Source organism: Sphingobium sp. L-44, from assembly GCF_056859495.1.
Map to the genome: position 1 here is coordinate 130,743 of NZ_JBSXOQ010000096.1, position 25,657 is coordinate 156,399.

Consider the following 25,657-nt stretch of genomic DNA (forward strand, 5'->3'; position numbering starts at 1 on the left):
ACAACAAAGGGGGGCGCAATGAAGAGGTTTTTGACGATGGTTTCTGCTGCCTTGCTGACCGGCGCTGGCGCGCCCGCCCCTGCTCCGGCGGACGATCCGTTCGTCTGGCTGGAGGACTGGACCGGGCCGCGCGCAATGCAGTGGGTGGAGGCGGAGAACAAGGCGACCGTCGCCACGCTGCAGGGCGATCCGCGCTATGCCGGCTATTACAGGGACGCGCTGGCGATCGCGTCGGCCAAGGACCGGATCGCGATGCCGATGCTGATCCATGGCCGCATCTATAATTTCTGGCGCGATGCCGACCATCCGCAGGGCGTGTGGCGCTATACGTCCGAGGCTGATTATGCGTCGGCGTCGCCGAGATGGACGACCGTGCTGGACCTGGATGCGCTGTCCAGGGCCGAGGGCAAGAAATGGGTGTGGAAGGGCGCGACCATCCTCGACCCCGAGGAGCGGATCGCGCTGCTGGCGCTATCGGATGGTGGCGAGGATGCGGTGCGGCTGCGCGAGTTCGACCTGGTCGACGGCCAGTTCGTGCCGGGTGGGTTCGACATTCCCAATGCCAAGCAGGATGCGGTGTGGCTGGACAAGGATACGCTCCTCCTGTCGCGCGACTGGGGGGCGGAAAGCCTGACCAAGTCGGGCTATCCCTTCATCATCAAGACGCTGAAGCGCGGGCAGAAACTGGACGAGGCACAGGAAGTGTTTCGCGGCGCGGCGAGCGACCAGCTCATGTCGATGCCGATCCTGCTGAGCGATGGGCAGGGCAACAGGGCCGCCTTCCTGTTTCGCGGCGTCACCTTCTTCGGCAACGAGACCTGGCTGTTGACGGCGCAGGGGACGAAGCGGCTGGCGCTGCCGGCCAAGAGCCAGCTGCAGGGCATGGTCGACGGGCAGGTGCTGATCCAGACCAGCGAGGCGTGGGAAAGCGGCGGCGTGACCGTGCCGGCAGGGGCGCTGGCGAGCGTGGCGCTCAAAGCCCTGCAGGAGGGCGGGGTGCTGACGCCCGAGATCTTGTTCGCGCCGACGCCGCGCCAGTCGATCGACGGGGTGGTGGCGACGCAGAACCGGGTCGTGCTGAGCCTCAACGACAATGTACGCGGGCGGGTGCGGGTCTATGCGCGCGGCGCAAAGGGATGGAGCGCGCAGCCGGTCGACCTGCCCGACAATGCGACGATCAGCACGGTCGCCGCGTCCGACAAGAGCGACCAGGCCTATCTGAGCGTCGCGGGCTTCCTGGCGCCGACGACATTATGGGCGATGGATGCGGCCGACCCGAAACCGGTGCAGGTGAAGGCGATGCCGGCGCGCTTCGATGCGGCGGGTCTTGTCGTCGAACAATTTGAGGCGACGTCCACCGACGGGACCAAGATCCCCTATTTCATCGTCCACAAGAAGGGGATGACGCCCGACGGCAGCACGCCGACGATCATGACCGCCTATGGCGGCTTCGAGGTGCCGATGACGCCCAGCTATGCCGCGATCACCGGCAAGCTGTGGCTGGAGCGGGGCAATAGTTTCGTGCTGGCCAATATCCGCGGCGGCGGCGAGTTCGGCCCGGCCTGGCATGAGGCGGGCCTCAAGACCAAGCGCCAGATCATCTATGATGATTTCGCGGCGGTGGCGCAGGATATCTTCGCCCGCAAACTGTCCAGCCCGCAGAAGTTCGGCATCTATGGCGGGTCCAATGGCGGGCTGTTGATGGGGGTCGAGTTCAACCAGCATCCCGAACTCTGGAACGGGGTGGTGATCCAGGTGCCGCTGCTCGACATGATCCGATACGAGCAGATCGCCGCCGGTGCGTCCTGGGTCGATGAATATGGCAGCGTGTCAGTGCCGGAGGAAAAGGCGTTCCTCGAGAAGATTTCGCCCTATGCCAATATCCGCAAGGGGGTGGCCTATCCCACGCCCTATATCTGGACCACGACCAAGGATGATCGGGTCGGGCCACAGCATGCGCGCAAGTTCGCCGCGCGGCTGAAGGACTATGGCCTGCCCTATCTCTTCTACGAGGACACCGCCGGCGGCCATTCGGGCGACGCCGATATCGAACAGGGCGCCCGGTTGCAGGCGATGCAGATGGTCTATTTCAGCCAAAGGCTGGAGGGGAAATAGGGGCTAGGCCGCGTGGACAAATTCAGTGCGGACCGAATGGCCGAGATGGGTGGTTATCAGTCTGTCAGCTTTTGGAGAGATAGCTGGCAATAGCTGACACCGCGTGGTGAAAAATCATTGGCCAACAATGGCCCATTTGCGAACGTTTCGATGTGCAGTAGGTCTAGCGGTATGAAGGATTTCGCTTCCGATCTGATCGTCCTCAACCAGCGAATGCGTGCGGGCACCATCTTCTTCGATAACTTCGAGGGGATCAACGCTTCAGAGAAGCTGTATAGCAATCTTGAGATGTTCGGACTGGCGCGGTCGGATGTGATGATTTTAGGCGTCACCCCCGATGGGGACGACACGGTGATCGGGCATCTTATCACTCGGGACGGGGCATCTTTCACCTTCGATCTTGATTTGGCTAATCCCGAATATTCACGCGTCGAAGGCCCTCACATCACCACCGGAAAGGGCAGATGTCATTCAGAAGGCGTGATTGAAGCCGTCGCTCGCTGGTTCAGGGATCACTGACCTGAACCTGCCGCTGCCCTCCTGCCAAATCTGTCCCTTTTCCTTCAATTCGCCATCTAAATGAGCGGCGGCTTTCAACGATCCAAATGAATAGAAGGGGTGGCAAGAATTGGTCGCAAGCCGCCCTACCCACATCCGTCATGCGGGCTTGACCCGGCATCCCACTTTTCTATGCAACAGATAAAGAAGCGGGACCCCGGTTCAAGGCCGGGGTGACAATGGCAGCTTCTGGTCGCTCCCTGCCAATCACGACCTGCGTCATCCTGACAGAAGTCAGGATCCATTCTGCGCCAGAAAGGAAGCGCTGAATGGATCCCGGATCAAGCATGCCCTGAGCCTGTCGCAGGGACCGGGATGACGTCGGTTAAATGAGGGGATGGCCGGGGCTGACGCGAACGGAAATTGCGAGAATCTTTGGCGAAGCGACAGTTTCGCATTGCATTGCAGCAAAGCGTGGTTTCTGATCGCATCATGCTCAAGGCCGCGCTGCACCACCTGACCGCCTATCGCTATAGCCGCCCGATCCGTCTGGGTCCGCAAGTGATAAGATTGCGGCCCGCGCCGCACAGTCGCACCAAGATCCCCAATTATGCGCTGAAGATCGAGCCGGCGAACCATTTCCTCAACTGGCAGCAGGACCCGCACGGCAACTGGCTGGCGCGGATCGTCTTTCCCGATCCGGTCGACCATTTCAGTATCGAGGTCGACCTGCTGGCCGATCTGGATATCATCAACCCGTTCGACTTCTTCGTCGAACCCTATGCGGAAAATTATCCCTTCACCTATGACGAGCAGCTGGAGACCGATCTGGCGGCCTATTATGACGTCGAGGCGCAGGGGCCGCTGTTCGAGGAACTGGTCGCGCAGCATGCCGCGTTCGAGGGGCGAACGATCGACTTCCTGGTCGATGTGAACAGCAAGCTGCAGCAGCGCATCGGCTATGTCATCCGCATGGAAACCGGGGTGCAGTCGCCCGAGGAGACGCTGGACATCGGCACCGGATCGTGCCGCGATTCCGCCTGGCTGCTGGTGCAGCTGTTGCGACGCCTCGGCTTTGCCGCGCGCTTCGTGTCGGGCTATTCGATCCAGCTGGTTGCTGACGTCGAGCCGATCGAAGGGCCCAAGGGCGTCACCCAGGATGTGGTCGACCTGCATGCCTGGGCCGAAGCCTATGTGCCCGGTGCCGGCTGGATCGCGCTTGATGCGACCAGCGGCATGTTCGCGGGCGAGGGGCATATCCCGCTCTGCGCCACGCCCCATTATCGGTCCGCCGCCCCGATCAGCGGCATGGCCGAGCCGGCCGAGGTCGATTTCAATTTTGCGATGAATGTCAGCCGCATTGCCGAGGCGGTGCGGATCACCAAGCCCTTTACCGAAGGGCGCTGGGCGTCGCTGATGGCGCTGGGCGAGCAGGTGGACGCGGACCTGATCGCGCAGGATGTGCGGCTGACCACCGGTGGCGAGCCGACCTTCGTCGCGGTCGACGACCCGCAGGCGGGCGAATGGAATGGCGACGCGGTGGGCCCGACCAAGGCGGGCTATGCCGACCGGCTGATCCGGCGGCTGCGCGACCGTTTCGCGCCGGGCGCGCTGCTGCACCATGGCCAGGGCAAATGGTATCCGGGCGAAAGCCTGCCGCGCTGGGGCTATTCGATCTACTGGCGGGCGGACGGCGTGCCGATCTGGCGCGACGCCGGGCTGATCGCGGGCGAGCCGGAGGCGGGCGATACGACCATTACCGCCGAGGATGCCGGCCGCTTCCTGACCGCCATGGCGGACGGGCTGGGGGTCGAGACGGATTTCGTCCAGCCGGTGTATGAGGATGCGCTGGCCTGGTCGGTGAAGGAGGCGGAATTGCCCGCCAATACCGAGCCGGGCGACCCCAAGTTCGACAATCCCGAGGAACGCAGCCGGATGGTGCGCGCGTTCGAGGGCGGCCTTAGCAAGACGGTCGGCTATGTCCTGCCGATCCAGCGCTGGCAGACGCAGGCGAGCGCGCCGCGCTGGCAGAGCGAGGTGTGGAAGGTGCGGCGCAAGGCGCTGTTCGCGGTGCCGGGCGATTCTGCACTGGGATACCGCCTGCCGCTGGGCACCCTGCCCTATGTGCCGCCGTCCGATTTCCCCTATATCCACCCGCAGGACACGAGCGAGCCGCGCGAACCGCTGGCCGATTATCGTGCCGAGGCGGAAGCCCCGGCAGAACGGTTCGAGCGGTCCGAGGTGGCGCAGGCCGAGCATCAGGACCGGCAGGAACAGGTGTTCATCGAAGGCGCCGTGCGCACCGCCGTCACGGTCGAGCCGCGCGGCAATTTCCTGTCGGTCTTCATCCCGCCGGTGAAGACGCTGGACGATTATCTGGAACTGATTGCGCAGGTCGAGAAGGTGGCCGAGGCGACCCGCATCCCGGTGCGGATCGAGGGCTATGCCCCGCCGTCCGACCCGCGCGTCAACGTGCTGAAGGTGACGCCCGATCCCGGCGTGGTCGAGGTGAATATCCAGCCGGCGACAAGCTGGGCCGAGACGGTGGCGATTACCCAGGGCGTCTATGAGGATGCCCGCGAAGTGAAGATGACCGCCGACAAGTTCATGGTCGATGGCCGGTCGGTCGGCACCGGCGGCGGCAATCATCTGGTGCTGGGCGGGGCGAGCGTGAACGACAGCCCGTTCATCCGCCGGCCGGACCTCTTGAAGAGCTTCGTCCTCTACTGGCAGCGGCACCCCGCGCTCTCCTATCTGTTTTCCGGCCTGTTCATCGGCCCGACCAGCCAGGCGCCGCGCATCGACGAGGCACGGCACGACAGCCTGTATGAGCTGGAGATCGCGCTGGCGCAGGTGCCCAATCCGGTCCGCGACGGCACGGACAAGCTGCCGCCACCCTGGCTGGTGGACCGGCTGTTCCGCAACCTGCTGGTCGATGTGACCGGCAATACCCATCGCACCGAAATCTGCATCGACAAGCTGTTCTCGCCCGATGGGCCGACCGGGCGCCTGGGCCTGGTCGAGTTTCGCGGGTTCGAGATGCCGCCAGACCCGCAGATGAGCCTGGCCCAGCAATTGCTGCTGCGCGCGCTGACCGCCTGGTTCTGGCGCGAGCCGCAGCAGGGCAATCTGGTGCGCTGGGGCACGGCGCTGCACGACCGTTTCTTCCTGGGCCATTTCGTCTGGGCCGATTTCCTGGAGGTGCTGAACGACCTGCGCCAGGCGGGCTATGATTTCGATCCCAACTGGTTCGAGGCGCAGCGCCAGTTCCGCTTCCCGGTGCATGGCAGCGTGGAGGCCGGCGGCGTCGGGCTGGAGATCAGCCATGCGCTGGAGCCGTGGAACGTGCTGGGCGAGACCGGCGCGATCGGCGGCACGGTGCGCTATGTCGACAGTTCGACCGAGCGGTTGCAGGTGCGCGTGTCGGGCCTGGTCGCCGGGCGCCATATCGTCAGCTGTAACGGCCGGCGGGTGCCGATGACGCCGACCGGCGTGCCGGGCGAGGCGGTCGGCGGCGTGCGGTACAAGGCATGGGCGCCGGCCAATTGCCTGCACCCCAATCTGCCCGCCAATGCGCCGCTGACCTTCGATATCTTCGACAGCTGGAGCGGGCGGTCGCTGGGCGGCTGCGTCTATCATGTCGCCCATCCGGGCGGGCGCAATTATGACGATGTGCCGATCAACAGCTATGAGGCGGAGGCGCGGCGCAAGGCGCGGTTCCAGGATCATGGCCATACGCCCGGCCCCGTCGACATGCCGCCGGCCGAGCCCCCAAGCGAATTTCCGATGACGCTGGACCTTCGGTTCAGGCATCCCGAATATTAGACGATGACCGACTCGCCTGTCCTGCCGGGTCTCGAAGCGTCCGGCTGGGCCGGCGACTATCTGGCGCGCGCGTCGGGCGGCGACCTGTTCGCCGGGGCGCCGGCGGAGATGGCGCCACGCTGGCGGGCGATGCTGGATCGATTGTCGGAACAGGGTCAGGGTGATCCCGCGACGCTGGCCGGCAATGTCGAGCGGCAGGCGCAGGATCTGGGCCTGGCGTTCCGCCTGACCGGTGACGAGCAGGAGCGGCCCTGGCCGCTGAGCCCGATCCCGATGCTGATCGGTTCTGGCGAATGGACCCGGATCGAGCAGGGGCTGATGCAGCGGGCCGAGCTGCTGGAGCGGGTGATCAGCGACATCTACAGCACCCAGAGCCTGGTGCGCGAGGGCAAGCTGCCCGCTGCGGTGGTGACCGGCAGCCCGCATTATTGGCGGGTGATGACCGGGGCGGCGCCGCCGCGCGGCCATTATCTCCATTTCTATGCTGCGGACCTTGGCCGCGGGCCGGATGGCGAATGGCGGGTGCTGGCCGACCGGGTGCGCACGCCCGTGGGCGTCGGCTATGCGCTGGAGAACCGGCTGGCGCTGTCGCGCGCGACCGGCGACCTGCTGGGCGCGATGAACACGCGGCGGCTGGCGCCCTTCTTCGCCGACCTGCGCCGGGGCCTGGCGGTCGATTGCCAGCGCGCCGATCCGCGCATCGGCCTGCTGACGCCGGGCCGGTTCAACCAGAGCTATGCCGAACAGGCGCATCTGGCCCGTTATCTGGGCCTGATGCTGGTCGAGGGCGATGACCTGATCGTCAGCGACGGCCGCCTGTTCGTGCGCACGATCGAGGGGCTGAAGCGGATCGACGGGCTGTGGCGCTGGATGGACAGCCGCTTTCTCGATCCACTGGCGTTCGACGGGGAATCGCGGATCGGCGTGCCCGACCTGTATGATGCCTGCGCGCGCGGCGGGCTGATGATCAGCAACTGGCCGGGCGCGGGCGTGATCGAGGCGCGCGCCTTTGCCGCCTTCCTGCCGCAACTGGCGAAAGCATTGCTGGGCACCGAATTGCTGCTGCCCAATATTGCCACCTGGTGGTGCGGGCAGGAGCGCGAGCACGGCCATGTGACCGGCCATCTGGACGAATTGCTGGTCGCTTCGGCGTTCGACCGGGATGCGGCAGGGCTTGGTCCGGCGCGATCGGTGCAGGGATCGATGCTGGACGCGGACCAGCGCATGACCCTGCTGGAGGCGATGGCGCGGCGGCCGATGGACTATGTCGGGCAGGAAGTGGTGAAGCTGTCCACCACCCCGGCGATCGTCGGCGGGCGACTTACGCCCCTGCCCTTCACCCTGCGCGTGTTCGTGGCGCGTGATGGCCTCGGCCAATGGCGGATCATGCCGGGCGCCTTTGCCCGGCTGGCCGCGCATGGCGATATCCGTGCCGCCTTGATGGGCGAGGGCGACATGTCGGCCGACATGTGCGTGATCGACAGCCAGCCTGTGCCGCCCGATACGCTGCTGGGCGATGGCGGCGCGCCGGCGATCCGGCGGATCGGCGGGCTGTTGCCGACCAAGGCGGCGGACAATCTCTATTGGCTGGGCCGCTATATCGAGCGGACCGAAATGACGTTGCGGGTGATCCGCGCGGTGGTGGGCGAATCGATCGAGGTCGATATGGGGCCGTCGTCGGATTCGCCGACCATGGCGCGGCTGGCGGGGCAGCTTGCTTTATGGGGGGCCACCAGCAACGCGGCGCAGCCGGTCGGCGCGCTGTGCGCGCAGGCACTGGGCGATGCGCGCCAGCCGGGCAGCGTGCGCGCGCTGATGGGCGTGGTCGCCAATATCGGCGAGGGGCTGCGCGACCGGCTGGCAACCGATTTCTGGCGACTGGTGCGCCTGCCCTTGCCGGCGTTCGACGGGGCGGTGACCGAGACGCTGCTGGATGCGGCATCGCGCATGATCGAGCGGATATCGGCGCTGTCGGGGCTGGCGGCGGAGAATATGGCGCGCACCGAGGGCTGGCGCTTCCACGACATGGGGCGGCGGATCGAGCGGGCGATCACCGGATGCCGGCTGACGCTGCTGCTGGGCAGCGACTGGGCATCGGCCGACGACCTGACCGTCCTGCTCGACCTGCATGACAGCCAGATCAGCTATCGCAACCGCTATTTGACCGGCCCGTCGCTGCCGCCGGTGCGCGATCTGGTGGCGCTGGAGCCGCAGAACCCGCGATCGATCGCCTATCAGGCGCAGCGCATTGCCGAGCATGTCGCTGCCCTGCCGACGCTGCGCGGCGACGGCATGCCGGAGGAACCGCAGCGGCTGGCCGGCGCGCTGGCGGCGACGCTGGCGCCGCTGACCGGCGACATGCTGACCATGGCGGCGCTGACCGATATTGAAAGCCGGCTGCTCGCCTTGTCCGACGCAATCGGCCAGCGCTATTTCCTGCAGGTCCGCAAGACCGAAAAGGTCGAGGGCGCAGAGCTGCTGTCATGATCTACCATGTCCGGCACAGAAGCATATTGCGCTATGGCGCGCCGGTGCGGGTCGCCCGCTTCAATGTGCGGCTGCGGCCGATGGCCTGGGCCGGGCAATGGACCGCCGACTATAGCCTGAGCGTCGATCCCGCGCCGCTGTCGATCGAGGCGCGGCCGGGCGCCTGGCCGGTGCATGTCGAGCGGCTGGTGATCGACCAGCCATTGCGGCAATTGACGATCGAGAGCCGGTTCCGCGCCGGGGTGGCGGGCGGCGCGCCGATCCTGCCGCAGGATGACGACCCCAGCATCGCCATGGTCGCGCGCGCGGCGCTGGCCGATCGCGACATCAGCGCCTCTGCCCCCGCGCAGTTCCTCTATGCCTCGCCCCGCGCGCCGATGCTGGACGCGATCGGCAACTGGGCGGGCGCGATGCTGGCGCCCGACCGGCCGATCGTCGCGGCGGCATGGGAACTGGCGCAGCGGATCAAGGCGGAGTTTGCCTATGATCCCAGCGCCACCGATGCCGGGACGCCGGTGGCCGACGCCTTTGCCGCGCGCCATGGCGTGTGCCAGGATTTCGCCCATGTGATGGTGGTGGCGCTGCGCCTCGCTGGCCTGCCCGCCGCCTATGTCAGCGGATACCTCCGCACCTATCCGCCGCCGGGCATGCCCCGGCTGGTCGGCGCCGACGCCATGCATGCCTGGGTGATGCTGTGGTGCGGGCCGACGCGCGGCTGGATCGGCTTCGACCCCACCAATGGCGTCATCACTGGCGAGGATCATCTGTTCATCGCCATGGGCCGCGACTATGCCGATGTCGCGCCGATGGACGGGCTGTTCGTCGGCGGATCGGGCCAGAGCATCAGCGTCGCCGTCGATGTCGTGCCCGAGGACGAGACCGCAAAAGAGGAAGTCGCATGATCGCCGCCATCATCCTGGTCCTGGCCGGCCTTTACTGCCTGGCGCGCGGCGTCATGGACCTGCGCGCGAAACGCTGGGTGTGGGGCGGGCTGGGGATCGTCGCAGGGATCGCGATCATGGCGGCGCCGATCCCGACGCAATCCGTCAGCGTCGACCTGCCGATGGCGCAGGGCGGGAAGTGATCGACGCCATCAACCGACGCTGGCAGGGCAAGGAGCGGGATGCCGGGTCAAGCCCGGCATGACGGGTGACTTGACTGGTCCGATGCGCCATCCCATCCCCTGCTTATGCAAACGCCACCCTTCGCGAAAACATTGTTCAAATGCGATGATCCAACTTCGCTGAAATTGGAGAATGGCAACCGGTTCATCCGGAAATTGCCCGATGATCGTTCTCTGGGCTATTTGCACAAACTCTTTACACCGCTTGATGATGCAGGCCTGGAAAGCCTTCACCAAGCCCTTGAGCAACCGCTCCCAGCAGATTTCACCAGCTTTCTCCAATGGTCGAATGGCGCAAGCCTGTTCGATAACAAGATATATCTGTTCGGACTGATCGGAAGCCTCTCCCGCGATCTGTCGCCAGAAAAGCAGCAGCCCATATCGATCGACGACAATAATCGGATCTTTGCGGCGACCAACGGCGCCCGCTGGGCCGAGGGCTGGCGCGTCATCGGATCAGTCGTTGGCTGGAGCAGTTCCTATGCCATCGAACTCCATCGCGACGGTCGTTGCGCGATCACATCGGAGCAAATTGCACGCTCCATGCCCTCATTCACACAATGCCTCTCGACAGTCATCGACCGGGTTGATGCCTGTTTTTCATGCGATGGGATCATCGATCGCAGTCACGCCGAGTTGGAGAGTGCTTTGGCGAGCCTCGTCCGCCCACAATAGTTCCGGTTACCCCACCCGCTCGAACAGCAGTTTCATGCCGGTCCTGGGGCGGATGGTGAGGCGGCTGATGGGTTCGGGTTTGAAGCCGGCGGGCATGGTGAGGCGGTAGCGGCGGATGACCGAGGCGATCACGGTCATCACCTCCTGCTGGGCGAAGCCGGCGCCGACGCAAACGCGCGGGCCGCGGCCGAAGGGGAACCAGGCCTGTTTAACCATGTCGGCATTGGCCGGATCATCGAACCGGTCGGGATCGAAGGCGTGCGGGCAGGCCCAGTTGTCCTTGTTGCGCTGGGTCAGCCAGGGCGCGACGACCAGCATCGATCCTTCTTCCAGTTGCTTGTCGCGCATCTCCATCGGACAGGTGACTTCGCGCGGGAAGAAGGCGACCGGCGGATAGAGGCGCAGCGTTTCGCGGAAAATGTTGCGGACATGGCCCATATCCTTGAGCATCGGCGCGGTCAGCGCTTCGGCTCCGGCGATGCCGGCCACTTCGGCGCGGACCCGATCCTGGATATGGGCGCATTCGGCGAGCATGTAGAGCGCCCAGGTCATGGTGCTGGCCGAGGTTTCATGGCCGGCGAGGAAGATGGTCGACACCTGTTCCATCACCTGTTCGCAGGTGAAATGGGCGCCGGTCTGCGCATCCTGCACCTCGATCAGCGACTGGAGAATGTCGCGATGGGGCGCCTCGCCCCGGCCATGATAGCCTTCGTAGCGCGCCTCGACGATCGGGCGGAACACATCATGGATGGCGCGGGCCGGCCCTTTCGAGCGCTTTTCGAACCAGCCGGCGGGGATGCCGTAGAGGCGCAGCATCGAGGCCGAATGGGCGAACCGCTGGAACCGGCCGAAGGCGGTGTGGATGATGTTGGAGCGTTCCTCGTCCAGCGTCTGCGAGAAGAGGGTGCGGAAGATGATGTCGGCCGCGACATGGGTCATCATCGGGTCGATATCGACCGGCTTCGACCGGTCAGCGGCATCGAGCCGGGCGAGCAGATCGTCGGCGGCGGCGACCATCAGCGGCATGGAGCGATTGAGCGCGGTATGGGCGAAGGCCGGATTGACCATCGCCCGCTGGCTTTCCCAATCCTCGCCATTGGCGGAGAAGACCGAGTTGCCGATCAGCGGATCGAGATTGCGGACCAGTTCGCTATGCTTGGGGAAGGCGGTGCCGCCCTTGAGGATCTTGTCGACCAGCGGCAGTTCGTTGGCGATATACATGGTCTGACCCGGCATGCGGATCTCGCCCATCTTCATCGTATAGCTCTTGTCGAAGAGCACATGGATCCAGCTGTGCCAGCCACGCAGGAAGCGCTTGACGAGGCCGCGTTTCGACTTGGGCGGCTCAGGATAAGGGGGCGTGAAGGGCGCGCTCACGGGATCGTCCGGAAGGCGGCGACCGCTTCGTCCACGGTGCGGCGGCCGGCGGTCAGGCTCACGAAATCCAGCGGCGACAGGCGGTCGCCGACCCTGAGATAATCGAAATGCGCCTCATATTTGTTGGACCAGCCCCCGTGATAATTTTCGGCCAAGTAGAAGAGATGGAAACGCGGCGATAGCATGTCCACCCGCGCGGCAAATTGATCGGCGACAAGGCGCAGCGGATTGACGTTGTAATAGGCCGCGCCGTCGGGCGGCGAGCTGATGTCGACATAGCGGAAAGGCTGGTCGGCGAGCGCCTTGAGGTCGGCATGATACCAGCCGGCATCGCGGCGCAGGCCGATCACCGGCACGACCTGCCCCATGCCGACCATGACGAAATGGTCGGGCAGCGCGCCACCGCGCAGCGCGAGGATGCGGCGCAGCAGGCTCATGCCCAGGATCGTGCCGGCGCTGTGGGTGACGAGCTGGACCTCGTCCCAGTCGCCGTCCAGCTCCGCCGCGATGCGGGCGGCGAACTGATCGAGCCGGGCGTTGAGGTCATCGCCCGGCCCGTCGGCGGCGAGCGCGCCATGATAGGTCATGAAGCGCAGCAGCCAGGGCACGACCAGCTTGTCGAGGATGCGGCCGGAGAAGAAGGCGCTAAGGCCGATGCCAGCCAGCGCACTGGCCCAGAAGGGCAGCAGCAGCGACAGCAGCAGCGCCGGGAGCAGCACCAGCAGCAGCGGGATCAGCACGGCCAGGATCGGCGGATAGAGGATGGTGATGACCGGGCCGCGGCGCAATTTGCGCATCCGGCCGAACTGCATCAACCGGGCATGGCCGGCATAGGCACGGGCAGCGCGCCAGGCGAGGGTGAAGGGATGGCGGATCCAGACCTTGCCGATCAGGTCTTCCCAGCGGAGATATTCATAGTCGGTCTCGACCCCGGCGCTGGCGTTGGTGACGGTCCAGAGCGCGCTGTTGGCGGGGCCGGCGCGGCGCGCGCTGACCTCCACCGCTTCGCCGGTCAGCGCGGTGTAGCGGGCCGCCTGATCACGATAGAGCTGGTGATAGAAACGGACGCCGCGCGGGTCGAAACCACCCAGGTAGAAGACTTTACGCTTGAATTTCTGCACTGCCCCGGTCCTAATCGGGACATGACCACGCCCGAACGCGACTACTGCTATTTCATAGACCATCGCAAATACAACCGGAATGTCGGTTGCAGGAAGCATGACAATATGTACGGCATCAATGGCGGTGGCAGCGAGCGCGACCGCTGGCGCGCCGACATGACATTCTATCGCCATATGAAGGCCAATGGCGATCCGATGGCGCTGCCCTCGCTGCTCGCCTGCCTGACCTTTGGCTGGTTCTGCTGGAATTATCATCCCGGCAAGGGGCTGTGGCGCGGACAATTGTTGCGCCGCTTCGCCAAAGCGCCCAAGTGAGCGGCATGAGCGATCCCAAGCATGTGAAGGTCGGCCCGGTCACCTTCGGCAACGACCTGCCCTTCGTCCTGATTTCCGGCCCCTGCCAGATCGAAAGTCGCGACCATGCGCTGTTCATGGCCGATGCGCTGGCCAAGGCGGCGGCGGATGCGGGCGTGCCCTTCATCTTCAAGAGCAGCTTCGACAAGGCGAACCGCACGTCGGTATCGGGCAAGCGCGGCGTCGGCATCGACGCGGGGCTGGCGATCCTGGCCGAGGTGAAGGCGACTTTGGGTTGCCCGGTGCTGACCGACATTCATGGCCCCGAGCAGGTGGAGGCGGCGGCGCAGGCGGTGGATATCCTGCAGATCCCGGCCTTTCTCTGTCGCCAGACCGACCTGCTGATCGCGGCGGGGAAGACCGGCGCGGTGATCAACGTCAAGAAGGGGCAGTTCCTGGCCCCGTGGGACATGGCGGCGGTGGCGCAGAAGGTCGCGTCGACCGGCAATGAGCGCATATTGCTGACCGAGCGCGGCGCGAGTTTCGGCTATAACACGCTGGTCAGCGACATGCGCGCGCTGCCGGTGATGGCGGAAACCGGTTATCCCGTCGTATTCGATGCCACCCATTCGGTGCAGCAGCCCGGCGGGCTGGGATCGGCCTCCGGTGGCCAGCGCGACTATGCGCCCCTGCTGGCGCGCAGCGCGGTAGCGGCCGGCGTGGCGGCGATCTTCGCGGAGGCGCATGAAGACCCGGACAATGCGCCGTCGGACGGGCCGGTGATGCTGAAGCTCGACTGGGTCGGGCCGATGCTGAAGCAGTTGAAGGCGATCGATAGGGTGGTGAAGGGGTAAGTCTCCCCCTTCACCCCGAAAACGCCTTACGGTCGGGCCTGGCCGCGACCGCGCACGATCCATTTATAGGTGGTGAGCCCTTCGAGCGCGACCGGGCCGCGCGCGTGGAGCCGGCCGGTCGAGATACCGATTTCCGCACCCAGGCCGAACTCGCCCCCATCGGCGAACTGGGTCGAGGCGTTCCACATCACGATTGCGCTGTCGACGGCATTGAGGAAGCGTTCGGCGACCGCCGCATCCTCGGTGATGATCGCGTCGGTATGATGGCTGGCATGGGCGGCGATATGGGCGATCGCCTCTTCCACGCCGTCGACCAGCCGGATCGAGACGATGGCGTCGAGATATTCGGTATCCCAATCCTCATCCGAAGCGGCGATCACGCGATCGTCCATCCCCTGCACCGCCTCATCGCCGCGCACTTCGCATTTGGCGTCGAGCAGCGCCTGCACCAGCGCGGGGGCATGGGCATAGGCGCGGTCGATCAGCACCGTTTCGGTCGAACCGCAGACACCGGTGCGGCGCAGCTTGGCATTCAAGACCAGGCTTTCCGCCATGGCGGGATCGGCCGCGCCATCGACATAGCTGTGGTTGATGCCGTCAAGATGGGCGAGCACGGGCACCCGCGCCTCTTCCTGCACGCGCGCGACCAGGCTCTTGCCGCCACGCGGCACGATGAGGTCGACGAAATCCGATGCGCGCAGCAGCGCGCCGACCACGGCGCGATCGGTGGTGGGAATGAGCTGCACCGCTTCGGCAGGCAGGCCGGCGGCGGCGATCCCCTCTGCCATGGCGGCGTGGATCGCACGGTTGCTTTCCTTCGCCTCGCTGCCGCCGCGCAGGATCACGGCATTGCCGGCGCGCAGGCAGAGAGCGGCTGCATCGGCGGTGACGTTGGGGCGGCTTTCATAGATGATGCCGATGACGCCCAGCGGCACGCGCACGCGGCTGAGTTCCAGACCATTGGGGCGCACGGAGGAGTCGATCACGCTGCCAAGCGGATTGTCGAGGGTCGCGACCTGATCCACGCCGGCGGCCATGGCGGCAATCCGATCCTCGTCCAGCCGCAGCCGGTCGAGCATCGCGGCGGACAGGCCATTGTCGATGCCATTGTCCATGTCGCGCGCATTGGCGGCGAGGATGGCGGGCGCCTGGTCGCGCAGGGCCTGGGCGGCGCGGCGCAGCGCGTCGACCTTCTGCGCGTCCCCGGCTGGCGCGAGCAGGGCGGCGGCGCGGCGCGCACGCGCGCCCATCTGCGCGATCAGCATTTCGGGGGTCTGCGTCAGGTCGTTCATCGGTAATCTCGCTTCAAATCCGGCAGCGGCTTAGCACGAAAATGTCGCGAGACGGAACCCTGACGAAGTGTGGGGAGACAGGAAGAGATGCCGGCGGCCGACCCATGGGTCGCATATGGATCGGCCGTCGGCAGGCAAGATGCTCCTGCCTCGTCGAATCACCTAGCTCTTCAACGGCGCGGGCGCATACCCCGATAGGGGTAAATTGCGAAATTTATGCAATAAAAGGACATGTTCAGCTGCTCATCATGCCGACGATGCGCACCAGTTGCGACTCCCGGCTGCACCCGGTCTTGTCATAGATGGAGCGCAATTGGGCCTTGAGCGTCTCGGCGGAAACACCCCGCCGCTGGGCAATGTCCGCGCGGGTCAGGCCGGCGGCGAGATGGATGGCGATGTCCGCTTCGGCCGGGGTCAGGCGGAAAGTGCGCATGAGCAGGCGAACATGGCGCTCGGTCGGCGCGCCGACGCGCGCGACGATCATCGCATGCGGCGCAAAGGGCAGTGCCCAGGGGCGGGAGGGTAAGGGGAAAAATTCGAGCATGATGCCAACGCCGCCATCGGCATCGGCAAGCGCCACCGGATCGGCTTCGCGCGCCGGCACATCCACCACCGCGCGTATGGATCGCAAAATTGCGCGCGTCTCGTCGCCCCGGTCGCTCTGCAGCCAGCCGTCGCCGACCCGCAGCCGGCTGGTCGACAGCAAGGCATCGGCACGCGGCGTCATGCCCCCTACCCGCCCGGTCGCGTCGAGCAGCCAGCAGGCGCGGTCCATGGTCTCGAACGTGCCGGCCAGCAGGCCGAAGCCCTGTTGCTCGATCGCCCGCTGCAGCCGGACGGCATGGCGGGCATGACCGGCCAGCTTGGCGAACAGGTCGCGCTGTTCCACGCTGGTGCGGCCATCAGCCTCGCTGCGCAGCAGGGCGAAGCCGATCATCACATTGTCGTCGGCGACCAGACGCGTCTGGCATCCGTGGAAAATGTCATAGTCGCTGCACAGGTCGAGATAGTCATCCGCGCGCAGTGCCTGGCGCGCGACATCATAATGGGCTTCATGCACGATCGCCGGGCGCGCCGGCAGTCGGTCGGCCGCGACCCGGAAATTGAGGTCCGGGGCAGCGCCGTCTATCATCGATGACTTTTCGATAATATCCGGCGCCACGTCGCTGATCCAGTTGAAGGCCGCTGCCCCCGGACCGAAACCGATCAATTGGCCATGGCACGACCCGGTTGCCTGGGCCATGGCGCGCAGCGCCGCATCCCACAGGTGCGGCTCCAGCGCAGCCGACAAGAAGAGGTCGGCCCACGGATCGCTGCCATCGGCGTATGACGCCATATAACCCCCTTGTCCCCAAGCAATTGGTTGCTCAAGTCCAGCGCGGAGTCAAACGCGCAGCAGGCCGAATTACGTAATTTCTGCCAGATATTAATACAGATCAGGAAAGATCAGGCTGCCTGGGCCAGCGCTTCGTCCTTGGCCGCGCGGAACAGGCGACAGGGGGGAATGTTGCGCCATTCCAGTTCGTCGCTGACCTGGCCGAACAGCGGGTCGATCAGGCGGCGGACATAGCGCGAATATTGGTAGATGATGAAGCTGCCGCCCGGCCGCAGCACGGCGCGCGTCTCTTCGCAGATGGTTTCGCCCACTCCCGCCGGCAGGGTGGAAAAGGGCAGGCCCGAAAGGACGTAATCCGCCTTCTGATAGCCCGCTTCCTTGACGAAGCGGCGCACGTCGGCGGCCGAGCCATGGACGACGCGCAGGCGCGGATCGTCGATCGCATCCTCCAGATAGGCGACGAAATCGAGATTGAGGTCGATCGCCAGCAGGATCGCGTCGGGATGCATGCGATCGAGAATGGCCTGGGTGAAGGTGCCGACACCCGGACCATATTCGACGAACAGGCGGGTCCGTGCCCAGTGGACGCCGTCCAGCGAGCGCGCGACCAGTTGCGACGAGGAGGGGATGACCGAACCGATCATGCCGGGATGCTTCATGAACTGGCGGAAGAACATGGCCCACTGGCTACGGAAGGAGCGGCTGCCACCGCGCGTCGAAATCCTAGTCTTCTTGTCTTTGAACGGTAGGGAGGCCATCAAAATCCGCCTGACTGACTAACAGAATCGGCCTCGCAAAATTGATGTCCGCTGGCAAGCGGCTTTGCGCGCCACGGGATAGAACGCGCGGCCAGGCGATGGGTTCACCCACCGTCGGCCGCGCGCTTATCCCAAGTCCATCAGCGTTCGCGGGCGCGCAGCATGCCGGGCGCGATGAAGCCGATCGGATCGACCTGCATCGCGCTCTGTTTCAGCGTCGCCTGGATCTGCTCATATTCCCGTTCCATTTCCGGCGTGACCGAGGCGCGGGTTTCCTCCAGCGCCGCCTCGAAATGGGCCATGGTGACGGCTTCGACCCGCAGCGACTGGCGCAGCGCGATGAGGCCCGCCCGGCGGGACAGATCCTCCAGGTCCGCGCCGGTGAACCGCTCCGTCCGAGCCGCCAGCTGATCCAGATCGACGTCGGACGCCAGCGGCATCTTCTTGGTATGGATCGCCAGGATGCGCTTGCGTCCGGCCTGGTCGGGCACCGGCACATAGATGAGTTCGTCGAATCGGCCGGGCCGCAGTAATGCCGGATCGACCAGGGTCGGCCGGTTGGTGGCGCCGATGACGACCACCGACTGCAATTCCTCCAGCCCATCCATTTCGGCGAGGATGGTGTTGACCACCCGCTCCGTCACGGCCGGCTCGCCAAGGCCACCGCCACGGGCGGGAACCAGACTGTCCAGTTCGTCGATGAAGATGACGGTCGGCGCCACCTGACGCGCACGGGCGAACAGGCGGGCGATCTGCTGCTCGCTCTCGCCATACCATTTGGACAGGAGATCGCTCGACTTGGTGGCGATGAAATTGGCCTGCGCCTCACGCGCGACCGCCTTGGCCAGCAAGGTCTTGCCGGTGCCCGGCGGACCATAGAGGAGGAAGCCCTTGGCCGGGCGGATGCCCAGGCGCCGAAAGGCGTCTGGATCCTTGAGCGGCAGTTCCACCCCTTCCTTGAGGCGCATCTGCGCATCGTCCAGGCCGCCAATGTCGGCCCAGCCGATATTGGGCGCCTGCACCATCACTTCACGCATGGCCGAGGGCTGGACCCGCTTGATCGCCGAGAGGAAATCCTCCCGCGTGACGGACAGATCCTCCAGCACGTCGGGCGGGATCGTGCCTTCCTCCAGATTGAGGCGCGGCATCAGCCGGCGCACCGTCTCGATCGCGGCCTCGCGGGTCAGCGCAGCGAGATCGGCGCCGACAAAGCCATAGGTCATGCGCGCCAGTTCGGCGAGGTCGACCCGGTCGCCCAGCGGCATGCCGCGGGTATGGATGCCCAATATTTCGCGCCGGCCGCGTTCGTCGGGAACGCCGACGACGATTTCGCGGTCGAACCGGCCGGGCCGGCGCAGCGCCTCATCGATCGCCTCGGGCCGGTTGGTGGCGGCGATGACGACCAGATTGGTGCGCGGCTCCAGCCCGTCCATCAGGGTGAGAAGCTGGGCGACGAGGCGCTTTTCCGTCTCGCCGGTGACCTGACCGCGCTTGGGCGCGATCGAGTCGATCTCGTCGATGAAGAGGATGGAGGGCGCCGCCTTGGCCGCTTCCTCGAAAATGTCGCGCAGCTTCTTTTCCGACTCGCCATAGGCCGAACCCATGATCTCGGGTCCGTTGATGAGGAAGAATTCGGCTTCCGATTCATTGGCGACGGCGCGGGCCAGCCGGGTCTTGCCGGTGCCCGGCGGGCCATGGAGCATCACCCCCTTGGGCGGATCGACGCCCAGTCGCTCGAACAATTCGGGGTAGCGCAGCGGCAATTCGACCATCTCGCGCAGCTGGTCGATCGTTTCGGCCATGCCGCCGACATCGTCATAGGTGACATCGGCACGGCGGGATTCGCGCGGCTCCTCATATTCGGCGCGCAGCTCCACCTCGGTCTCGGCATCGATATGGACGATGCCCTTGGGCACGGTCGACACCACGATCAGGCGGATTTCCTGGAGCGCATAAGCCGGCGCCGCCAGCATCTGGCGCAGATGGGGCGGCATGTCGCCGGGCGGCACCTGTTGCTGGCCGGCGGTGGCGACGACATCGCCCGCGACGAGGGGGCGTTGAAAGAAAACGCGCTTCAGCGCATCGGGATTACCCTGGAGACGGAGATTATTTTGTGCAGGCGCGAACACGACGCGCTGGGCCGGACGCGGATCGATCTTGCGCAATTGGACGAAGTCGCCCGAGCCGACGCCGGCATTGGCGCGCTGCAAACCATCCAGCCGCAGCACGTCCAGACCTTCATCTTCCTTATAGGGGCGAACCACCCGCGCCGGAGTCGATCGCTTGCCGACAATCTCGACAACATCGCCTTCAGCCAGTTGCAATTCGGCCATTACCGTCAACGGAAGCCGCGCCAAACCGCGCCCGGCATCCTCCGGCCGCGCATTGGCGACCTGAATCCTGCGTCCGCTGCTGTCCTGATCGGCCATGGTCATCCCCGTCCTTTTGGTTGCGAAACGAAGATAGGTAACGCCGGGGGTGAGGGAAAGGGGCCGTGCTTCGTTATGCCCGGAACAAAAAAAGGGCCAGCGCAAGCGCCAGCCCGGAAAGTTTATAGGAGAGGATGCCTGAAAGGCCTTTCCTATGTGCGCTGCAGCAGGTAATTTTGCAAGTGCGAAAAGAATCGGCCGGTTGCAATTTTTGCATCTTGCCATTTGCCGCGTTTTCCTGCTCATTGTAGGTCAGGATGCTTGAACCGGGGAAGCGCGCCGTTCGATAATGACAGATGATGCGACGCAGCGGACCGGCTTATAGAATTTGACGATTATGCGCAGATTGCCGCCTCTTACGGCCCTGGAGGCCTTTGTTCAGGTTGCCCGCCTTGGTTCGGTCAAGGCGGCTGCCGAGGAACTCGCCCTGTCGACGCCGGCACTCAGCCGCCGCGTCCAGGCGCTGGAGCGGTTCATCGGACGCCCGCTGTTCGACCGCAAGCATCAGGCGCTGGAGATCAATTCGGAAGGCCAGCGGCTGCTGGACGACATCGCCCCGGCGCTGGATTCGCTCAGCCAGGCTCTGGAGAATATCCAGAGCGGCGGCAACCAGTTGCGCCTGCGCCTGGCGGTGATGCCGCTGTTCGCGACGCAGCGCCTGTTCCCGCATCTGGGCCGGCTGCGCCAGCAGCACCCGCAGCTGCATATCGACATCGAAACGACGCCCCATGCCGTGGCGCGGCTGGGCGAAGGGCTGGACGCGGCGATCGTGCTGGCCAGCAAGGATATCGACCCGGCGCTCTATGCCTATGAACTGGACCATGAGCAGGTCTATCTGATCGGCCGGCGCGAAATGGTGGAAGGCCCCAATGCGCTGGCGTCGCCCAGCGAACTGGCGCAACAGACGATCCTGCTGCATCGCGACATGGCCCTTTCCTTCGACGCGTGGAAGGACGTGGCGGGCATTCCCGACCTGCAGCCGCTGGCGATCGACAATTATGATTCCGGCCAGCTGATGCTGGAAGCCGCCGCCCAGGGACTGGGCGTGGCGGTCATGCATGCCAGCCATTTCGAACAGTCGGGCGATCCCCGGCTGATCCGGCTGTTCCCCAATATCCGCTGCGACAGCCCCTATCGCTATTATTTCGTCTGTCGCCCGCGCGCGTTGCAGACCCGGTCGGTGCGCATCTTCCGCGATTGGCTGGTGGCGGCAAATATCTGAATCCGCGTAGAAAATTCGTCGCGGATTGAAGTTCCTGCGACTTTTGCCGAGCGCCCCCTTAACCTTGATCGGGCGCCTCCGTTATAAGCGGCATGACTGGGGCATCCACATCCACCGCCGGCTCGCACCATGGGCTGACCGACCGCCTTTCCCGCTGGGCCCGTGGCCTGTCCGGCAAGCCGGACGAACCGCAGGTGGAGAGCGAGCCACGCGCCCGCGCCGGCAGTGCCGCCAGTCGCGAGATCAATCGCCGTCGTCGCCTCTACGAGGAAATCGGCGAATTTCTGTTCGCCCATGATCTGGACCTGACACCGCTCAATTTCGGCGTTGCGCTCGACTATCTGACCGGGGCCAGCATCGGCGTGGAAAAGGCGGTGCAGGCAGTGCTGATGGAGCGCGGCAAGATCAGCAACGCCTGGATGGAATCGCTGGCCGCCAGCCAGCGCGCGGATGAGGTGACGCCCGATGCGCTCGCCTCCATGCTCGACAAGGTCGAGGAAAATCTGGACGAATTCACCGGGCTGATGACCGAATCCCGCAATTCGGCCAAGGATTATGGCGCGGCATTGCAGGAACAGGCCAAGGGCCTGGCCGCCGGCGCCGACAATGAGCCGATCCTGGCCCGGCTGGTCAGCCTGACCCGGTCGATGGTGGAAAAGACCCGCCAGGTCGAAACCCAGCTGCGCGAGAACCAGAAGCAGACCCAGGCGCTGAAATCGAGCCTGGAGACCGCGCGTCGCGCCGCCGAGCATGACCATCTGACCGGCCTGCCCAATCGCCGCGCCTTCGAAGGCGTGCTGCGCGAGGAGCTGAAGCTGGCGAAGGAAGGCGACGAGCAATTGTCGGTCGCCTTCTGCGACATCGACCATTTCAAGCTGGTCAACGACACCCATGGCCATGAGACCGGCGACCGGGTGCTGAAATTCGTCGCGGGGCTGCTGGCCAAGGCGTCCGATGACCGCTGCCATGTCGCCCGCCATGGCGGCGAGGAGTTCGTCATGCTGTTTCGCGGCAAGACGGCGGCCGAGACCTGCGAGGCGGTCGACGCAGTGCGCGAGGATCTGGCCAATCGCAGCCTGGTCAACCGCACCAATGGCGAGCGGATGGAGCGGGTGAGCTTTTCCGCCGGCGTCGCCAATGTTCTGGCCTATGACGACCCGCGCGCGGCGCTGAAGGCCGCCGACCGGGCGCTCTACCTGGCCAAGGAACATGGCCGCAACCGTGTCTATCTGGCGGCCGAAGCGGACTAGGGCCAATCGACATTCAGCCCTGACGGCCTGCAAATGGCGGTTTCCCGCGCTTCCGGTGCTCACGTACTTTAAGTACGCTGCGCTCCGGCTCACGGAAAACCGCCATTTTCGTCACGTCATCATCTGAATGTCGATCGCCCCTAGGCCGCCTTATGCCCTTTAGAAATCCGGCTTTTCATAATGGGTCGGCGGGGTGATGACTTCCATCCGTTCGGACAAGAGCGGGCGGAAGGAGGGGCGTGATTTGAAGCCGGCATACCAGCGCTTGACCGGTTCATGCCCGGCCCAGTCGATGCCGCCCAGATAATCCGCCACCGAAAGATGCGCTGCCGCCGCGATATCGGCGAGGCTGAGCGTGCCGCCGGCCATCCAGCTGCGATGGTCGAGCAGATAATCCATATAGTCCATATGGACGTTGGCCCGGCGCATCGCTTCGCGCAGGACGCGGGCATCGGGCGAGACGCGCTCGATCAGCCGCTTCTTCATCCGCTCATGCAGCAGCGGGCCGACGACATCGCCGTAGAAATTCTGGTCGAAGAAGGCGGTCAGGCGCCGCACTTCCGCCCGGCCTGCGGCCGTGCCGGAAATGAGCGGGAATTTTTCGACCGTTTCCTCGAAATATTCGCAGATCGCCTGGCTGTCGATCAGCGTGACGCCCTTTTCCTGATCGACGACCACCGGGGTGGTGCCGGCCGGATTGAGATCCAGAAACTCGTCGCGCATTTCCCAGGGAGATTCGCGCACCAGATCATAGCCGATGCCTTTCTCGCCAAGCAGCAGACGGACCTTGCGGGAGAAGGGACAGAGCGGGAATTGGAAAAGTTGCCACATATGATCTTCTGTTAGGCCGGGGCCGCGCGCCGGGAAAGGCGCAAAAACACAGAAACGCGGCGAAACGCGCATCGCCCCTTTAAGTCGTGCTGCGCGCCTCCTACAACCTGCTGCAAGCGCATGGAATTTAGCGCACAGGAAAGGATAGCTGGATGTCTGACGATTTCTTCCCGGTTCCCTCCCAATGGGCCGCCCAGGCCCTGTTGGACCGGGAAGGCCGCGCGGCCGATTATGCACGCTCGATCGAGGACGCCGACGCCTATTGGCTGGAGCGGGCGCAGCGGCTGGACTGGATCACGCCGCCGACCAAGGCCGACGAAAGCAGCTTCCATGAGGCAGATTTCGGCGTCAAATGGTTCGCCGACGGTGAACTGAACGTCAGCGCCAACTGCATCGACCGGCATCTGGCCGAGCGCGGCGACCAGGTCGCCATCATCTGGGAACCCGACAGTCCCGACGCCGATGTGCGCCGCTACACCTACAAGCAAGTGCATGAGGAAGTCTGCCGCCTCGCCAATGTGCTGAAGGAAGCGGGCGCGCGAAAGGGCGACCGGATCACCGTCTATATGCCGATGATCCCCGAGGCGGCCTTTGCCCTGCTCGCCTGCGCGCGGATCGGCGCGATCCACAGCGTCGTGTTCGGCGGCTTTTCGCCCGAGGCGCTGGCCGGGCGTCTGGTCGATTGCGATTCGACCATCGTCATCACCGCCGACGAAGGCCGCCGCGCCGGCAAGACCGTGCCGCTGAAGGCCAATGTCGATGCTGCGCTGGCCGAGGCGCCCTGCGTCAACAAGGTGGTCGTCGTGCAGGCGACCGGTGGCGCGGTGCAGATGCAGGAGGGGCGCGACATCTGGCTGCATGAAGCCGCGGCGCAGGTATCGGCCGACTGCCCGCCCGAACCGATGAATGCGGAAGACCCGCTGTTCATCCTCTACACCTCAGGCTCGACCGGCAAGCCCAAGGGCGTGCTGCACACCAGCGGCGGCTATCTGCTGTGGGCCAGCCTGACCCATGAACTGTGCTTCGACTATCGGCCCGGCGACATCTGGTGGTGCGCCGCCGACATCGGCTGGGTCACGGGCCACAGCTATATCGTCTACGGCCCGCTGGCGAACGGCGCGACCACGCTGATGTATGAAGGCGTGCCCAACTGGCCGACCCCGGCGCGCATCTGGGAAGTGGTCGACAAGCATCAGGTCCACACCATCTTCACCGCCCCCACGGCGCTGCGCGCGCTGATGAAGGAGGGCGACGATTATGTCCATTCGACCAGCCGCGCGTCGCTGCGCGTGCTGGGCACGGTCGGCGAACCGATCAATCCCGAAGCCTGGCGCTGGTATCATAGCGTGATCGGCGAAGGCCGCTGTCCGATCATCGACACCTGGTGGCAGACCGAGACCGGCGGCGCGATGATCGCGCCGATGCCGGGCGCCACCGACCTGAAGCCCGGCAGCGCCACCCTGCCGATGCCCGGCGTCATTTCCCAGATATTGGACGGCGACGGCGCAGTGCAGGAGGGCGCGACCGAGGGCAATCTGGTGATCGCGGGCAGCTGGCCGGGCCAGATGCGCACGGTGTGGGGCGACCATGACCGCTTCTTCCAGACCTATTTCACCACCTTCCCCGGCAAATATACCACCGGCGACGGCGCGCGGCGCGATGCCGACGGCTATTACTGGATCACCGGCCGGGTCGACGACGTCATCAACGTGTCGGGCCACCGCATGGGCACGGCCGAGGTCGAGAGCGCGCTGGTGCTGCATGAAAGCGTCGCCGAGGCGGCCGTGGTAGGCTTCCCGCACGACATCAAGGGCCAGGGCATCTATGCCTATGTCACGCTGAACGCGAATGAGGAGCCGAGCGACGACCTGCGCAAGGATCTGGTGAAATGGGTGCGGACCGAGATCGGCCCGATCGCCACGCCCGACGCGATCCAGTTCGCGCCCGGCCTGCCCAAGACGCGTTCGGGCAAGATCATGCGCCGCATATTGCGCAAGATCGCCGAGGGCGAAGTGTCCGCGCAGGCGCTGGGGGACGTTAGTACACTTGCCGATCCGTCGGTTGTGGATAATCTGGTCGCCAATCGTCAGGGATAAAAGACACGCCGGATAAGGAACTTATCGTGCCCGTGCGTATCCTTTCGACATAGCTGGGCCGTGCGGGCGGGGTA

Annotated in this window: 19 protein-coding genes; 12 read left to right on the forward strand and 7 right to left on the reverse strand. The window is 65.2% G+C overall.

What is annotated here, in order from left to right; translation table 11 throughout:
• Positions 1-18: 18 nt before the first annotated feature.
• The 7 genes from AC13EK_RS14530 to AC13EK_RS14560 all read left to right on the forward strand — a co-directional run bounded on the left by AC13EK_RS14530 (position 19) and on the right by AC13EK_RS14560 (position 10,723).
• The gene (locus AC13EK_RS14530; RefSeq protein ID WP_069336537.1) at positions 19-2,115 is read left to right on the forward strand and encodes a prolyl oligopeptidase family serine peptidase; all 2,097 of its coding nucleotides are present in this window, start codon (positions 19-21) and stop codon (positions 2,113-2,115) included.
• A 171-nt stretch (positions 2,116-2,286) separates the two neighbouring features.
• Positions 2,287-2,634 (forward strand): hypothetical protein, encoded by a 348-nt coding sequence (locus tag AC13EK_RS14535; RefSeq protein WP_017503264.1) that lies wholly within the window; start codon positions 2,287-2,289, stop codon positions 2,632-2,634.
• A 471-nt stretch (positions 2,635-3,105) separates the two neighbouring features.
• The gene (locus AC13EK_RS14540; RefSeq protein ID WP_069336538.1) at positions 3,106-6,438 is read left to right on the forward strand and encodes a transglutaminase family protein; all 3,333 of its coding nucleotides are present in this window, start codon (positions 3,106-3,108) and stop codon (positions 6,436-6,438) included.
• Between the two features lie 3 nt (positions 6,439-6,441).
• Positions 6,442-8,925 carry a circularly permuted type 2 ATP-grasp protein gene (locus tag AC13EK_RS14545; RefSeq protein WP_069336539.1) on the forward strand — a complete coding sequence of 828 codons (2,484 nt, stop codon included), beginning with the start codon at positions 6,442-6,444 and terminating at the stop codon, positions 8,923-8,925.
• Positions 8,922-9,827, forward strand: coding sequence for a transglutaminase family protein (locus tag AC13EK_RS14550; RefSeq protein WP_069336540.1), 906 nt, complete (start codon positions 8,922-8,924; stop codon positions 9,825-9,827). Before AC13EK_RS14545 ends, AC13EK_RS14550 begins: the two co-directional genes overlap by 4 nt.
• Positions 9,824-10,009, forward strand: coding sequence for a hypothetical protein (locus AC13EK_RS14555; RefSeq protein ID WP_069336541.1), 186 nt, complete (start codon positions 9,824-9,826; stop codon positions 10,007-10,009). The genes AC13EK_RS14550 and AC13EK_RS14555 overlap by 4 nt, the downstream gene beginning before the upstream one ends.
• A 105-nt stretch (positions 10,010-10,114) precedes the next feature.
• Positions 10,115-10,723: an SMI1/KNR4 family protein gene (locus tag AC13EK_RS14560; protein WP_234792152.1), complete on the forward strand. Its 609-nt coding sequence runs from the start codon at positions 10,115-10,117 to the stop codon at positions 10,721-10,723.
• A gap of 6 nt (positions 10,724-10,729) precedes the next feature.
• Here the strand turns inward: AC13EK_RS14560 and AC13EK_RS14565 are convergent, their stop codons facing one another.
• Positions 10,730-12,100 (reverse strand): cytochrome P450, encoded by a 1,371-nt coding sequence (locus AC13EK_RS14565; protein WP_069336542.1) that lies wholly within the window; start codon positions 12,098-12,100, stop codon positions 10,730-10,732.
• A complete protein-coding gene (locus AC13EK_RS14570) occupies positions 12,097-13,221 on the reverse strand; it encodes a hypothetical protein (protein WP_069336543.1) in 1,125 nt (374 codons plus the stop codon). Before AC13EK_RS14570 ends, AC13EK_RS14565 begins: the two co-directional genes overlap by 4 nt.
• Positions 13,222-13,242: 21 nt before the next feature.
• Between AC13EK_RS14570 and AC13EK_RS14575 the strand changes: the two genes are divergently transcribed.
• Together AC13EK_RS14575 and kdsA are read left to right on the forward strand one after the other, a co-directional pair.
• Complete coding sequence (locus AC13EK_RS14575) at positions 13,243-13,536, forward strand: hypothetical protein (RefSeq protein ID WP_004209421.1); 294 nt, start codon at positions 13,243-13,245, stop codon at positions 13,534-13,536.
• A 5-nt stretch (positions 13,537-13,541) separates the two neighbouring features.
• Complete coding sequence (gene kdsA, locus AC13EK_RS14580) at positions 13,542-14,369, forward strand: 3-deoxy-8-phosphooctulonate synthase (protein ID WP_069336544.1); 828 nt, start codon at positions 13,542-13,544, stop codon at positions 14,367-14,369.
• A gap of 26 nt (positions 14,370-14,395) precedes the next feature.
• Here kdsA and AC13EK_RS14585 read toward each other — a convergent pair whose 3' ends face one another.
• The 4 genes from AC13EK_RS14585 to AC13EK_RS14600 form a co-directional block, all read right to left on the reverse strand.
• The gene (locus AC13EK_RS14585; protein WP_069336545.1) at positions 14,396-15,661 is read right to left on the reverse strand and encodes a glutamate-5-semialdehyde dehydrogenase; all 1,266 of its coding nucleotides are present in this window, start codon (positions 15,659-15,661) and stop codon (positions 14,396-14,398) included.
• A 235-nt stretch (positions 15,662-15,896) separates the two neighbouring features.
• Positions 15,897-16,997 (reverse strand): helix-turn-helix transcriptional regulator, encoded by a 1,101-nt coding sequence (locus AC13EK_RS14590; RefSeq protein ID WP_277788069.1) that lies wholly within the window; start codon positions 16,995-16,997, stop codon positions 15,897-15,899.
• 110 nt (positions 16,998-17,107) lie between these two features.
• Complete coding sequence (locus AC13EK_RS14595) at positions 17,108-17,755, reverse strand: class I SAM-dependent methyltransferase (protein ID WP_069338822.1); 648 nt, start codon at positions 17,753-17,755, stop codon at positions 17,108-17,110.
• 140 nt (positions 17,756-17,895) lie between these two features.
• The gene (locus AC13EK_RS14600) at positions 17,896-20,184 is read right to left on the reverse strand and encodes a CDC48 family AAA ATPase (protein WP_026109514.1); all 2,289 of its coding nucleotides are present in this window, start codon (positions 20,182-20,184) and stop codon (positions 17,896-17,898) included.
• Positions 20,185-20,521: 337 nt separating this feature from the next.
• Here AC13EK_RS14600 and AC13EK_RS14605 point away from each other — a divergent pair, with 337 nt between their 5' ends.
• Together AC13EK_RS14605 and AC13EK_RS14610 are read left to right on the forward strand one after the other, a co-directional pair.
• The gene (locus AC13EK_RS14605) at positions 20,522-21,406 is read left to right on the forward strand and encodes a LysR substrate-binding domain-containing protein (RefSeq protein WP_004209412.1); all 885 of its coding nucleotides are present in this window, start codon (positions 20,522-20,524) and stop codon (positions 21,404-21,406) included.
• 92 nt (positions 21,407-21,498) lie between these two features.
• Positions 21,499-22,656, forward strand: a complete 1,158-nt coding sequence (locus AC13EK_RS14610) for a GGDEF domain-containing protein (protein ID WP_004209411.1) — start codon at positions 21,499-21,501, stop codon at positions 22,654-22,656.
• 159 nt (positions 22,657-22,815) lie between these two features.
• On the opposite strand, the gene AC13EK_RS14615 is transcribed toward AC13EK_RS14610, so the two are convergent.
• A complete protein-coding gene (locus AC13EK_RS14615) occupies positions 22,816-23,487 on the reverse strand; it encodes a glutathione S-transferase family protein (protein WP_004209410.1) in 672 nt (223 codons plus the stop codon).
• 152 nt (positions 23,488-23,639) lie between these two features.
• On the opposite strand from AC13EK_RS14615, the gene acs reads away from it, so the two are divergent.
• Complete coding sequence (acs, locus tag AC13EK_RS14620) at positions 23,640-25,583, forward strand: acetate--CoA ligase (protein ID WP_069338821.1); 1,944 nt, start codon at positions 23,640-23,642, stop codon at positions 25,581-25,583.
• The last annotated feature ends 74 nt before the right edge of the window (positions 25,584-25,657 follow it).